This window comes from Enterococcus sp. AZ035 (genome assembly GCF_050548325.1).
Classification (GTDB): domain Bacteria; phylum Bacillota; class Bacilli; order Lactobacillales; family Enterococcaceae; genus Enterococcus; species Enterococcus faecalis.
The window spans coordinates 1,562,478-1,575,294 of sequence record NZ_CP172958.1 but is presented as its reverse complement, the minus strand read 5'-3'; the positions used below and the strand labels follow the sequence as shown (position 1 = coordinate 1,575,294).

The following is a 12,817-nucleotide window of genomic DNA, read 5'->3' as shown; positions in this document are numbered from 1 at the left end:
AAGAAACCTTTTTAAACAGAGGTTTCTTTTTTGTTCTCTTAAAAATTCAGGCAAGTTCTTTAGTATTCATTGAGAATGTGTTAAACTAATGAGAAAGAAAAATAAAAGGAATGACCGCAATGGATAATGCTCAAGTGAAGAGAAAACATTTCCGTTTTCCAGCTTATGATGATGAACAGGGCGTAAAATTACCAACAGATAATGAACGTAACTTATTTCAAGATGATCTGATTGGTAAAGCAATGTCTGGTAGCAGAAGAACTGCAACATCTGCCGAAGATACTAGACAAAGCACACCATCCGTCCAACAACCAACAACGAATCAATCAACTACAAATAAACAAACACAACAATTAACGGCAGCACAACAAGAGCAATTAGCACGTCATCGTTCTAATTTGCCAGACTATACAAAACATGCTAGTAAAGCAACGAAAAATAAACAAGCAACGAAAAAAAATAATAGCCTTTTTGGGACACCAAAAGGAAATGGCTGGACACAAACGTATAAAAAAAAAGAAGTCGTAGCGAAACCAAGTAGACCTGCCGCATCACCATTAGTGCAAAAAACGACACCTTCTTATTTTGTTCCTAAATATATCCCGGCTTCTGTGATTCCTGAGGAACAGGAACCTAGTTTTACTGAAGAAGAGTTGCTAAAAGCAATGAAAAAAGATCGTCGTTCATATGTCATTCTTGATGATGAACCAACGGCTTTTCAAGTGAAAGATACGGAAGAAGATCCAACGGTGCGGAAATTTAATATTCCAACCTCAGAACCTGAGATTCCTTTAACTAGACGACAATATCAACAAATCAAACCAGACTTAGAACGTTTTGGCGAAGATGCGTTGGATTTACGTTCGCGTTCCCGTTTGAATGCCGCAAAGAAAAATGCTAAAAGTCAAACTGCTTATGGGAAAAAATTAGCTAAAGCGAATGCTCAAGTAGAGCCTGAAGCACCTGTGACAGAAGAGAAGAAAAAGGGCATCTTGGATAAACCATTAAGCGGGATGCTAGAAGATTCAAGTTCTGTATTAGAAAACAGTAAATATTTTAGTTAAGAGATGAAACTTGCATGTGGAATTGAAACATGTAAGTTTTTTATTCTGTTTTAATAGTTGATTATTTTTTTGTTTTATACGATAATGAATCTCGTATGATTGAAATTTTTTTAAAAAAGGTATGTTTTATATAGTGACAGAGAAGAGGATTATAATGGGAAATCAAGAGAACAAATTATACCATTTTGTCGGAATTAAAGGTTCTGGCATGAGCTCATTAGCGTTGGTCTTACACCAAAAAGGCTACAACGTTCAAGGATCAGACGTAGAAGAGTATTTCTTTACACAACGGGATCTTGAAAAATCAGGTGTCCCTATTTTACCATTTAATGCAGATAATATTGATAAAGACATGATTGTTATTGCTGGAAATGCTTTTCCAGATACCCATGAGGAAATCGCCCGTGCCATCGAATTAGGCGCAGAAGTAATTCGTTACCACGATTTCATTGCTCGTTTTATCGAACCCTATACAAGCATTGCTGTAACAGGGTCACACGGGAAAACAAGTACGACTGGTTTGCTAGCACATGTATTAAGTGGTATCAATCCAACTAGTTATTTAATAGGGGATGGCACTGGCCACGGCGAACCAGATGCTGATTTCTTTGCATTTGAAGCGTGTGAGTATCGCCGTCATTTCTTGGCTTATTCACCAGATTATGCGATTATGACGAATATCGATTTTGATCATCCAGATTACTACAAGAGCATTGAGGACGTTTTTTCAGCGTTCCAAACAATGGCTCATCAAGTCAAAAAAGGAATTTTTGCCTATGGTGATGATAAGTATCTTCGTCAGTTAGAATCAGAAGTGCCAGTTTATTATTATGGCGTCAGCGAAGAGGATGATATCCAAGCACGAAATATTCAACGAACAACGGAAGGCTCATCTTTTGATGTTTATCACAAGGATGATTTTGTAGGTCATTTTGTCTTACCAGCATTTGGCCATCACAATATCATGAATGCGCTAGGTGTGATTGCTGTGGCTTATTTTGAAAAACTTGATATGCAAAAAGTCGCAGAAGAAATGCTAAGTTTTAAAGGTGTGAAACGTCGTTTTAGCGAGAAAAAAGTCAGTGACATGATTATTGTTGATGATTATGCGCACCATCCAGCTGAAATTAAAGCAACGATTGATGGCGCCCGCCAAAAATATCCTGACAAAGAAATTATTGCTGTCTTCCAGCCACATACATTTACACGAACAATTGCGTTAATGGATGAATTTGCTGAAGCACTGGATTTGGCAGATGAAGTATTCTTATGTAATATTTTTGGCTCTGCGCGTGAAACACAAGGCGAGGTACGCATTGAAGATTTAGGTGAAAAAATTCAAAAAGGTGGACAAGTAATTACCGAAGATAATGTGTCACCTTTACTAGATTTTGAAAATGCAGTGGTGGTCTTTATGGGTGCTGGCGACGTTCAGAAATTTGAACAAGCTTACGAAACATTACTAAGTAACACAACTAGAAACGTTTTATAAGAGAACATAAACAAAATCGGGACAGGGGTATCTGGCTTCAAAAAATAAGAAGCTGCTCCTGTTCCGTTGTTTTTTTTAGAATGCTAGCATGGTAGATAAGTTGGTTTTGTTTAAACATCCTTTAAAGACTACTTTTTAGCTTGCCTTTTAAGTACATTTTGGTACAATTATCTTATCAATAACGGAGGTGTACTAATTTGAATATCGGAAAACCGAGAAAATTAGGCAAAACCATCGAAGATATCGAAGAGGGAGATTCGTTGTCCTTGACAGAGTCAATTGAAGACAAGGACTTATTACTTTATTTGGGCTTGACCAATGATGCGAATCCTTTATATATCCAACATGATTATGCCCAAAAAACAGAATATGAAAAACCAATCGTACCATCAATTATGCTGATGGGAATTATCACTAGTGCGATTTCTAAACATTTACCAGGACCAGGTTCACATGTTGTGAATTTCTCTGTGAACTTTGTGGAACCCGTTTTTCATTACGAAACATTGACTTTCCAATTAGAAGTAATCAAAGTCGACAAAATGAAAGATGTGATTACCATTTCAGTTGAGGCTGTTAATGAGCAAGAAAATCGCGTGTTAGATGCAGTGGTGATGGTTCAACCACCCCAAGTGACGATTGATGAACTAACAGAGAAAGAAGGGACTTTAACTTATGAATAATCAAGAGTATATCCAAACTGGCACAGGTTTGAATAAATTTTATGCCAAAATTTACGGATTTTTAGCGTTAGGAATTGGTATTAGCGCAATCATGGCTTATGCAATGACAACTGTCTTTTTACCTGTTCTAGCTACTTTATTCCAATCAAGCTTAGCTTTTTGGATGATTTGGCTTGTTGAAATTGGCTTAGTTTTATATCTAGGCGCAAAAGCACAGAAAAATCCAACCATTGCGATTGCAGGATTTGTTGCGTATGCATTATTAAATGGTGTCACTTTATCCGTGACGTTATTAATGTATACTGGTGGAACAGTGGCCGGCGCATTTTTAAGTGCAGCAGCTACCTTTGGCGCGATGTCATTAGTAGGTGTCTTTACGAAGAAAGACCTATCAGCAGTTGGTCATGCCGCTTATAGTGCCTTAATCGGAATCATCATTGCGATGTTGCTAAATATGTTCCTTTTACACAGTAATGCTGTAGAATTCTTTATTTCCATTTTAATGGTCCTAATTTTCTCAGGGATTACTGCTTATGATAACCAACGTATACGCCAAGTCTATGCGCAAACAGGTGATCAAGCAGGTACTGGGATGGCCGTTTTCTTCGCATTACAATTATACCTTGACTTCATCAACTTATTCTTAGCTTTCTTAAGAATTTTTGGTAAAAACAACTAACATGAACGTAAAAGAGGTCGGGACAGAAGCGTTTAACTCCGAGAAATAAGAAGGAATTTCCGAAAATTGTTCTTTAATTTTTGGATAATTCCGGCTTATTTCCGAAGGAGTTGCTTCTGTTCCCGCCGTTTATCAGTTTTTGAGCGTGGAGCAAAAATCCAAAGTGATTTTTGTCCCACGCTCTTTTTTTAACCCATTCCAATAGCGAAATTCAACAGTTTATCGGAGTATGTTGGATTTTCTAAATCAGTTTTCATTGTTTCATTCAGTAGACTGAGCTGATCGGTAATGATACCATCGACGCCATAAAAAATCATTCGCGTCATAACATCTTCATCATTTGCTGTCCAAGCATAAACCTTTTTCCCATCATGATGAGCGGCATTTACAAAGTTACGATTCATTGTACTGTATTCCATAGTAAAAAAGTCAACTGGCATTTTAGGCGGTCCCACAATGTTGAAAGGAATAACGTAGCCTACATAAAAGCGTGGTTCTTCTTTCTTTAAGGCCATCGCCGTATCATAGGTTAAGGTATGAAGGATATGACCGTTTTCTAAAATATTTTCACGGTATTGTTTGACAAAGCGCTGCACTAAATCAGGGCTATCCTGAGGCGTGGTTTTGATTTCAATTAATAAACGTTGTTTTAATTGATTGGCTTTGGCTAAATAATCATCAAAAGAAACCATTTTAGCAGTTTGACCATTTTCTGTGACATTCATGTTCGTTAATTCTTTAAGTGTTAATTGATTTGGTCGTTTATTAACACCCGTTAACGCCCGTAAATTAAAATCGTGCATGACAATAAATTGATGGTCTTTGGTTTCTTGAATATCCATTTCAACATAATCAGGTTTTGCCTTATTGGTCTCGATTAAAGAGTCTAAGGTGTTTTGAACGCCATTGTTACCATTGACACCACGATGGGAGATGGTAACTGGTTTTCGGTCAGGTGTATGACTTAGGTAATTCGTATTATAGGTGCCTACACCAATTCCGAAGATGATTGCAATCAAACAAAAAAGAACGACTCTGAAGGTGGTCCATTCTACCCGAACCTCTGATTTCGGGGTGAACCATTCTGGCGTGTCAGGCAAAATCCCTTCATCCTCCATATCATCAACAATAATGTAAAAAATAGCAACACTAGACAACACCAAGTTTAAGAGCATCATAACCTGAAGGAGCGTCATAGCGATGACAGCGCTAGGTAAAGACCACTCAGGTTTAAACGTTTCAACGGCGGTTTGACCTAAAAATATCAAGAAATAGCCAGCCGTAAAAATCCCTAAAACAGTTCCTCCAATGATAATAAATTGTCCTAAAATCTGGAAAAAGCGCCGCTTTGTAATTTGCCAACTACGTTTTAAAGACTCACGAAAACCAACATCACGTAAAATCAACTCTGGAAGGGCAAAAGCAAGTCGAATCGCTAAATATAAGATAATCAGTTCTAACAATACGAAACCAATAATAATAATGACGCGATTTGCAAAAATAAAATCTAAGATAAAGGCTGGAATCTTAACTCTTGTTAATAAATAAGAGCGGAAGGTTAACCCACTTAATGGTAAAATCAAAAAGAAATATGCTAGGAAAAACAGAAAGGTAATTCCTCGAACTTTTTTGATCTGAAGCAAGGTGCCGTGCAATAATTGCGTTAGAGTAATTGGTTGCTTTTTCTTAATAAAATAAACACTAAGCAATAAAAAGGTAAATTCAAAAAAGAGCGCCAGTAAAATTAACAGCCCAATTAGTAGAAAAGTCAAAAGGACATAGGGATGTTGCGTAGCAATTGCCCCTAAGTTATCGTAGGAAATATAATCAATCCCACCTTCTTTGAGTACCAATTTGGACAAACTTGTCAATAAAGGCAATAGAACGAATAACATAAATCCGTGCATCAAGAGCACATCGCGAAAATACGCCGTTGTCCCTTTAAGAAAATCTAGCGTATTCACAATACTATTTTTAAAATAACTAAACATCAAAAGTCCCCCAGTTTCTACCAAAATTCCATAATAAAAGGACTAAATCAAACTGACACAGGCAGAGTTTTGATTTAGTCCGTTCGCTTTTTTATTTATTTTACATTCCCAGTAAGCTAGTTAAAAATGTACCGCCATAAATTAACGCAAGACTATATAAATAGATAGAAGCAGGTTTTGCTAATAAAATAATCAGAGTAAATTTTTTCACAGACATTTTTGTTAAACCGGCCATTAAACAAAGCGCATCATCCGGTGCAATCGGGAAGAAAATTGCTAAAGCAAACAATCGTTCAAAACGTTTTTCATTGTCTAACCAACCGATATACTTGTTATATGTTTTATCACTGACAAGGCTCATAATGAATGGTTTCCCATAATTACGACCTAATAAGAAAATGATAATAGAGCCAAGTGCAATACCAACGTAATTATAGACGAAGCCCATTGTTGGCCCGAAAATCAAGACCCCTGCAGCACAGCTAACACCACCAGGAATAATCGGAATAACCACTTGAATAATCTGAATTAACATGAAAATAATCGGACCGAGAATGACAGATTGCCCTACTAGTCCTCTTAGTGCATTGATGTCCTTGAAGACACCTAATCGGATAAAATAGATGGTTGCAATTATGGTTGCAACAATGCCCAAAATGGAAATAATATTAACAATTTTTCTAGATAGGGTAACACTCACATTTCTCATCTCCTTTAGTTATACTCATCGTACTTTTAGTATATAACTTTTTATCAATAAAAAACATCGTTTGTTCTTTCTGCAAACGAACAAAGTTGTAAGATACACATCATTTGATAAGTTTATTATACAAAAAAAGAGACAGAAAAGACATCCTACTTAAGACCCATTCTGCACTGATCTTTCGAAAGAAAGTTAAAGAAACGAAAGTGGCGCATCTTTTAGGAATATTATAGAGGGGCAAAGAGTGAAATTAAATTTGCATCCACGTCTTTAATGATTGCGTATCGTTGGCCCCAAGGTGCATTCCAAGGTTCTTTAAAAACAATGTAACCAGCTTGGCTCATTTTTTTCACGGTGCTATCAACTTCTGCGGCCGTTTCACAAAGAAAAGCAAGTTCAATTTTATCGCCTTGCTGGCTAGGCGCAAACCCATAGACACCAGTAATCATTTGTAGTGAATTTAAAGAAATCCTGACGCCATTGTTTTGTAATTCTGTGTAATCGGGCGAAGCTTCTCCCAGCACGTTAAAACCTAGCGTTTGGTAAAAAGAGAGTGCTTGTGTCATATCGTTGACGATAATACCGACCATATCTAACTTCATCCTCATAACCTCCGATCTATGATAAAATAAGTGTAAGGGATTTTTTGGTAAAAACCAAACGATTTATAGCGAAAGTGCTTAAAAAAATTAGAATGTAACAGTTTACAACGAAGAATAAGAAGACTATAATTATGTTAACTAGTTTTAGGTATACCTAAAAGTGAAATGTGTGAACAAGATAGATTGAGGGATGTTGGATGAAAGAAAAGAAAACGGAAAAAATGCTTAATTATGCAAATGGACCTAGTTTAGAAGAGATAAATAATACCGTCGAGGTACCTAAAAACGCAAGCTTTTGGCGAACTTTGTTAGCCTATAGCGGACCTGGCGCTTTAGTGGCTGTTGGTTATATGGATCCAGGAAATTGGATTACGTCAATTGCTGGCGGAGCGGAATATAAGTACACGTTACTTAGTGTGATTTTACTTTCTAGTTTAGTTGCCATGTTACTACAAAGTATGGCTGCGCGCTTAGGAATCGTGACAGGAATGGATTTAGCCCAAGCGACTAGAGAGCATACAAGTAAACGAACGGGCGTTGCCTTGTGGGTGGTGACGGAGTTAGCCATAATGGCTACAGATATCGCTGAGGTAATTGGTGGTGCCGTTGCTTTGCAATTATTATTTGGTTTTCCATTATTAATTGGTGTGTTGATAACAACGTTTGATGTTTTATTACTTTTGCTACTGACAAAGTTAGGCTTTCGCAAAATCGAAGCAATTGTTTCTTGTTTAATTGCAGTCATCTTTTTTGTTTTTGCTTATGAAGTGGCATTAGCAGATCCAAATGTTGGTGAAGTATTACGAGGTTTTATTCCAGACACAAAAATAGCGACAGATAAATCCATGTTATTTTTAGCCTTGGGAATCGTTGGAGCGACAGTCATGCCTCATAACTTATATTTGCATTCTTCCATTGCGCAAGCACGGAAATTTGATCGTAACGATGATGCTGAGAAAGCCAAAGCAATTCGTTTCACTACTTGGGATTCAAATATTCAATTAACTGTTGCTTTCGTCGTAAATTGTTTGCTGCTAATCCTAGGGGGAGCATTATTTTATGGAACCAACAGTGAATTAGGTAAATTTGTTGATTTATTTGATGCTCTGAAAAATCCAGATATTGTTGGTAATATTGCTAGCCCAGTGTTAAGTATTCTTTTTGCAATTGCTTTACTGGCTTCGGGTCAAAATTCAACGATTACAGGTACACTGTCAGGACAAATTGTAATGGAAGGTTTTATCCATTTAAAAATGCCGTTGTGGGCAAGACGAGTGTTAACTCGTTTGTTAGCAATTGTACCAGTCATTATCTGTGTCATTATTTATGGTGGTAGCGAAACGGCTGTTGAAGACTTGTTGCTTTATACGCAAGTTTTCCTAAGTATTGCTTTGCCAGTGTCGATTATTCCTTTAACGATGTATACAAGTGATAAAAAATTAATGGGCCAATTTGCGAATCCAGCGTGGGTGAAATTTTTAGCTTGGATTATTGCAATTGCCTTGACGTTATTGAATTTATTTTTAATTTATGGCACATTAACTGGTTTAACGAATTAATAAAAACAAAGGCTGACTAGAAAAGTTGGCCTTTGTTTTTTCATAGAATTTGCGCGTAAGAAATGGTAGAATAGGGAAGATGAAATACAAGGAAGAGAGGCTTTCACGTGACAGATTATTTAAATGTAGGAAAAATTGTGAACACACAAGGAATCAAAGGAGAAGTTCGGGTCATTTCGAAAACAGATTTTCCAGAAGAACGTTATCAAAAAGGGGCAACGTTACTGTTATTTCAAGAGAAAAAAGCACCAATTGAATTGGTCGTGAGGTCCCACCGCAAGCATAAGAACTTTGACATTTTAAGCTTTGAAGGACATCCAAATATCAACGATGTTGAAAAATATCGTGACGGTATTTTAAAAGTTGCAAAAGACAATCTTGCTGAATTGGCAGAGGACGAATTTTATTATCACCAAATCATTGGAGCTACTGTTTATGATGAAACTGGCAGTGAACTAGGAAAAATCAAAGAAATTTTATCTCCTGGCGCGAATGATGTGTGGGTTGTCCAACGATCAAAGAAAAAGGATTTACTTTTACCGTATATTGAAGGCGTTGTTACAAAAGTCGATGTCGAAAATCAACGGATTGATGTGGACATTCCAGAAGGATTGATTGACGATGAGAATTGATGTATTAACTCTTTTTCCTAGAATGTTTGAAGGACCAATGGGGGAATCAATTATTGGGAAAGCTCGGGAAAAGCAGTTATTAGAATTGAATGTCTCTAATTTTCGCAATTTTTCAGATAACAAACATCAAACGGTCGATGATTATCCGTATGGCGGTGGCGCGGGGATGCTTTTAAAAGTACAGCCGATCTATGATAATCTAAAGGCAATTGAAGAAGAGACAAACAATCAACCAAAACGGGTCATCTTATTAGATCCGGCAGGAAAACCGTTTAATCAGAAAATGGCCGAGGAATTTTCACAAGAAGAACATTTAGTTTTTATTTGTGGACATTATGAAGGCTATGATGAGCGAATTCGCACGATGGTCACAGATGAAGTTTCATTGGGGGATTACGTTTTAACAGGGGGCGAATTAGGCGCAATGGTCATGATTGATGCGACAGTCCGTTTATTACCTGATGTCTTAGGTAACAATCTTTCTGCACAAACGGATTCACATTCCACTGGCCTATTAGAGCATCCACAATATACCAGACCTGCTATTTTCAACGATATGGAAGTCCCTGCCGTGCTAACGAATGGTAACCATAAATTAATTGCAGAATGGCAACTAAAAGAATCATTACGACGGACCTTTTTGCGTCGACCTGACATGTTGGAATCAGTAGAAATGACGCCTGAAATGTTGAAGTTATTAGAGGAAATTAAACAAGAAGAGCAAAAATAAGGGAACTTTCAAGAAAATTCTCTTTACAGCTTATTTTGTCTGTGGTAAACTAATTTGGTGAGTGCAATGCGCTCTAACTATTACAATATTCCGCTGTGGCAGAAGTGACCACAAGAATATTTGGGAATAAGGAGAAGGATAAAATGAATCCATTAATTCAAGAATTAACACAAGAACAATTACGTACGGATATTCCTGCGTTCCGCCCTGGTGACACTGTTCGCGTTCATGCGAAAGTAGTCGAAGGTACTCGTGAACGTATCCAGTTATTCGAAGGTGTTGTAATTAAACGCCGTGGTGCTGGAATCAGCGAAACTTACACAGTACGTAAAGTTTCAAATGGTGTTGGTGTGGAACGTACATTCCCATTACACACACCACGTGTTGCTCAAATTGAAGTGGTTCGCTACGGTAAAGTACGTCGTGCAAAACTTTACTACTTACGCGCATTACACGGAAAAGCAGCTCGTATCAAAGAAATCCGTCGTTAATCTTTACTATTCGACAAACGAACACCCTCTTGCTCAGCAAGAGGGTGTTTTTGTGTGTAATTAAGTGGAAAATCAACATTGACTTTTTTTGAAGTCGCATAAGTGTGAAAAGTCCTTGTCTAACAAGGACTTTTTGCTTTTCTCAAGATCAAAATTTTGGACAATGATTCAAAAATTTCCTCAAATTGTCCTAGCTTTTCTCAATTTGATGATTAAGGTGGTCAAAAGAGTGTCAAATAGCAGAGAAAAATTGACGGCAGAAGTCATCCGAAAAATATCAAAATGTTGACCGAATTTTGCAGTTTTGAGCCAAGGCTTGCAAAAAAGAGCGGGCTTTTGAGAAAATACCAAAACAATTACCTTTTACGAAAAAGGGATTGTGTCACACTGTTCCAAATAGTTATTTAGAGGTACATTATGAAAAAGTAGATAGAAGGGGCATTCTGGAAAATATGAACGAGCTTTAATTACTTCTTAAAATTAGTCAATTTATCGAAGAAAATAGCATAAAAACATGTAGTCAATATCAAGAAAAATTAAACGAGTTTCCCAAAGAAGTTCCCAGTGTCTGGTTTATTATTCAAAGATATGGCTCTTGGAATAACTTATTAAGAAAAATTGATAGGAAAGAAAATCAACATTATCAATGGAATCACCATTCAGATGAAGAGCTTATTGACATCGCACGTTCATTTATCGAGAAAGAACAAATACGTTCACAAACTGCTTCATTAAAAGCGAAAGATTTAGTTTTGAAAAAGAATGGTTCCGTTTCACGTTTTTTTTGTTCGAATTCTTGACATAGAATCGAAAAAAATCAATTAAAGAAACTGTACCATGAAAGTAAAAAAGAAAGAATCAAAAAAAGCGAAAATGGAACTTGCGTTAGAAGAAGTCTTGTGTGGCTTTCCGAGAAAAACAGCTATTGATTCAATTATAAAGAATAAGATGATTCAAGAAGATACAAGTGAATGCAAAAAAAAAGGAAAGTTCCCAGATTATTAACGATATAGGGAGAAATATAGTGTATTTAAGGAATTTGAGTGACGGTAAATAGTTGATGAATATATACTTTTTTAGTAGAAGAAAACTACTAATAGGAGGTATAATATTGAAAAAGAGAATATGTATTACTACTGGGGTTGCAATGTTATTAGGATTATCACCGATATTAACAACAGGGGCTACAGTATACGCAAATGAAGAGAGTAACTATGTACAAGTAAATTCTACAACAAAAGAGTTAGAGCAACGGATGGAGGCGCTAGCCAATCAATACAAAGGAGTTTCTCTATTTGAAACCGAATTCAATAAAGAAAATATGACTCCTGTTCAATTAGAATTATATAACAAAGTTTTAGATCTACAATATGATATTGCTTTACAAAATGGAAGTACAAATGGGATGTCTAGAGAGCAATATAAACAATATCTATCAAACGCTATGCAAGGTTTTATAATACAACCTAGAAATGCTGGACATGGTTTGATTTCTGTTGACGTCTTAGGAACAGTTTTAGATACTGCGCTTAATGTTGTATTAATTATCGGAGGTTTTGGGTCAGTGTCTGCAATGGTTAAAGCATTGGGTCAAGAAGGTGCAAAGAAATTTGTAAAGAAAGAAATGATTCCAGTAATTATTAAAGAAAGCGAGAAGCTAGGAATAAAAGGCGCGAAAAACTATTTACAAGATAAAGCAGTTGGATTAATTATTAGTGCGATTCTAAGTCCTGGAAAGCAGGCTGCAAAATTATTAGATTCTATTGACAAAATACCCAATAATGGCTACATTGAATTAACTTAATAGAGTTTACGAAAGGATTGAAAAAGATGTACCTTGTAATAGGGTTAATCCTAATAATCTTTATAGTCTCAGTTTTTATCGCTACTATAGGGATTTTGAATGAAAAAATAAAGAATAAATTCTACTTATTTGTTAAATTTTCGTTTAATATTTCTATTGCTTGTATTTTTTTAGGTGGTATATCTTTTCTTTATGCTTACTTTGTTTTTGACGAGTTTAAAAATTTTAAAATTATCTTGATATCCATATTTTTATTTGCAATCTCTTACAAAGGTTATATGGATAAAAAAAATATTTTCCATGAAGATGTATGATACTAGACTTAATTAGTAAGAAGGAGACATATTGATGGTTCAACTAATTTCTATTATTCTTGCGTTTTTGATT

The 12,817-nt window shown here is 36.1% G+C and carries 13 protein-coding genes; 10 read left to right on the top strand and 3 right to left on the bottom strand.

The features are described from left to right. The first annotated feature begins 110 nt into the window (after positions 1-110). From IGL32_RS07590 to IGL32_RS07575, 4 genes are all read left to right on the top strand, one after another. On the top strand, positions 111-1,064 hold the full coding sequence (locus tag IGL32_RS07590; RefSeq protein ID WP_002360064.1) for a hypothetical protein: 954 nt from the start codon (positions 111-113) through the stop codon (positions 1,062-1,064). Positions 1,065-1,218: 154 nt separating this feature from the next. Beyond that, a complete protein-coding gene (murC, locus tag IGL32_RS07585) occupies positions 1,219-2,556 on the top strand; it encodes a UDP-N-acetylmuramate--L-alanine ligase (protein WP_002357163.1) in 1,338 nt (445 codons plus the stop codon). Between the two features lie 197 nt (positions 2,557-2,753). Further along, positions 2,754-3,239, top strand: a complete 486-nt coding sequence (locus IGL32_RS07580; protein WP_002357164.1) for a MaoC/PaaZ C-terminal domain-containing protein — start codon at positions 2,754-2,756, stop codon at positions 3,237-3,239. Further along, the gene (locus tag IGL32_RS07575) at positions 3,232-3,918 is read left to right on the top strand and encodes a Bax inhibitor-1/YccA family protein (RefSeq protein ID WP_002357165.1); all 687 of its coding nucleotides are present in this window, start codon (positions 3,232-3,234) and stop codon (positions 3,916-3,918) included. Before IGL32_RS07580 ends, IGL32_RS07575 begins: the two co-directional genes overlap by 8 nt. A 188-nt stretch (positions 3,919-4,106) precedes the next feature. Here the strand turns inward: IGL32_RS07575 and IGL32_RS07570 are convergent, their stop codons facing one another. From IGL32_RS07570 to IGL32_RS07560, 3 genes are all read right to left on the bottom strand, one after another. Then, a complete protein-coding gene (locus IGL32_RS07570) occupies positions 4,107-5,909 on the bottom strand; it encodes a glycerophosphoryl diester phosphodiesterase membrane domain-containing protein (RefSeq protein ID WP_002364138.1) in 1,803 nt (600 codons plus the stop codon). A gap of 100 nt (positions 5,910-6,009) precedes the next feature. Next, a complete protein-coding gene (locus IGL32_RS07565; protein ID WP_002383106.1) occupies positions 6,010-6,618 on the bottom strand; it encodes a TVP38/TMEM64 family protein in 609 nt (202 codons plus the stop codon). Positions 6,619-6,839: 221 nt separating this feature from the next. Next, on the bottom strand, positions 6,840-7,214 hold the full coding sequence (locus tag IGL32_RS07560; RefSeq protein WP_002419919.1) for a VOC family protein: 375 nt from the start codon (positions 7,212-7,214) through the stop codon (positions 6,840-6,842). 197 nt (positions 7,215-7,411) lie between these two features. On the opposite strand from IGL32_RS07560, the gene IGL32_RS07555 reads away from it, so the two are divergent. The 6 genes from IGL32_RS07555 (at position 7,412) to IGL32_RS07530 (ending at position 12,430) form a co-directional block, all read left to right on the top strand. Further along, positions 7,412-8,773: an Nramp family divalent metal transporter gene (locus IGL32_RS07555; RefSeq protein WP_002360069.1), complete on the top strand. Its 1,362-nt coding sequence runs from the start codon at positions 7,412-7,414 to the stop codon at positions 8,771-8,773. A 107-nt stretch (positions 8,774-8,880) separates the two neighbouring features. Further along, positions 8,881-9,405 (top strand): ribosome maturation factor RimM, encoded by a 525-nt coding sequence (rimM, locus tag IGL32_RS07550; RefSeq protein ID WP_024041459.1) that lies wholly within the window; start codon positions 8,881-8,883, stop codon positions 9,403-9,405. Next, a complete protein-coding gene (gene trmD / locus IGL32_RS07545; protein ID WP_085443859.1) occupies positions 9,395-10,135 on the top strand; it encodes a tRNA (guanosine(37)-N1)-methyltransferase TrmD in 741 nt (246 codons plus the stop codon). Before rimM ends, trmD begins: the two co-directional genes overlap by 11 nt. Positions 10,136-10,278: 143 nt before the next feature. Next, positions 10,279-10,626: a 50S ribosomal protein L19 gene (rplS, locus tag IGL32_RS07540; RefSeq protein WP_002357176.1), complete on the top strand. Its 348-nt coding sequence runs from the start codon at positions 10,279-10,281 to the stop codon at positions 10,624-10,626. An 837-nt stretch (positions 10,627-11,463) separates the two neighbouring features. Then, positions 11,464-11,631 carry a hypothetical protein gene (locus tag IGL32_RS07535; protein ID WP_016622362.1) on the top strand — a complete coding sequence of 56 codons (168 nt, stop codon included), beginning with the start codon at positions 11,464-11,466 and terminating at the stop codon, positions 11,629-11,631. A gap of 106 nt (positions 11,632-11,737) precedes the next feature. After that, positions 11,738-12,430, top strand: coding sequence for a hypothetical protein (locus IGL32_RS07530; protein ID WP_002391270.1), 693 nt, complete (start codon positions 11,738-11,740; stop codon positions 12,428-12,430). Positions 12,431-12,817 lie beyond the last annotated feature (387 nt).

Bases quoted from the DNA above. Each gene is read 5' to 3' on its own strand.
- IGL32_RS07590 (WP_002360064.1), top strand. From the start codon at position 111: ATGACCGCAATGGATAATGCTCAAGTGAAGAGAAAACATTTCCGTTTT.
- murC (WP_002357163.1), top strand. From the start codon at position 1,219: ATGGGAAATCAAGAGAACAAATTATACCATTTTGTCGGAATTAAAGGT.
- IGL32_RS07575 (WP_002357165.1), top strand. From the start codon at position 3,232: ATGAATAATCAAGAGTATATCCAAACTGGCACAGGTTTGAATAAATTT.
- IGL32_RS07570 (WP_002364138.1), bottom strand. From the start codon at position 5,909: ATGTTTAGTTATTTTAAAAATAGTATTGTGAATACGCTAGATTTTCTT.
- IGL32_RS07565 (WP_002383106.1), bottom strand. From the start codon at position 6,618: ATGAGAAATGTGAGTGTTACCCTATCTAGAAAAATTGTTAATATTATT.
- IGL32_RS07560 (WP_002419919.1), bottom strand. From the start codon at position 7,214: ATGAAGTTAGATATGGTCGGTATTATCGTCAACGATATGACACAAGCA.
- IGL32_RS07555 (WP_002360069.1), top strand. From the start codon at position 7,412: ATGAAAGAAAAGAAAACGGAAAAAATGCTTAATTATGCAAATGGACCT.
- trmD (WP_085443859.1), top strand. From the start codon at position 9,395: ATGAGAATTGATGTATTAACTCTTTTTCCTAGAATGTTTGAAGGACCA.
- rplS (WP_002357176.1), top strand. From the start codon at position 10,279: ATGAATCCATTAATTCAAGAATTAACACAAGAACAATTACGTACGGAT.
- IGL32_RS07535 (WP_016622362.1), top strand. From the start codon at position 11,464: ATGAAAGTAAAAAAGAAAGAATCAAAAAAAGCGAAAATGGAACTTGCG.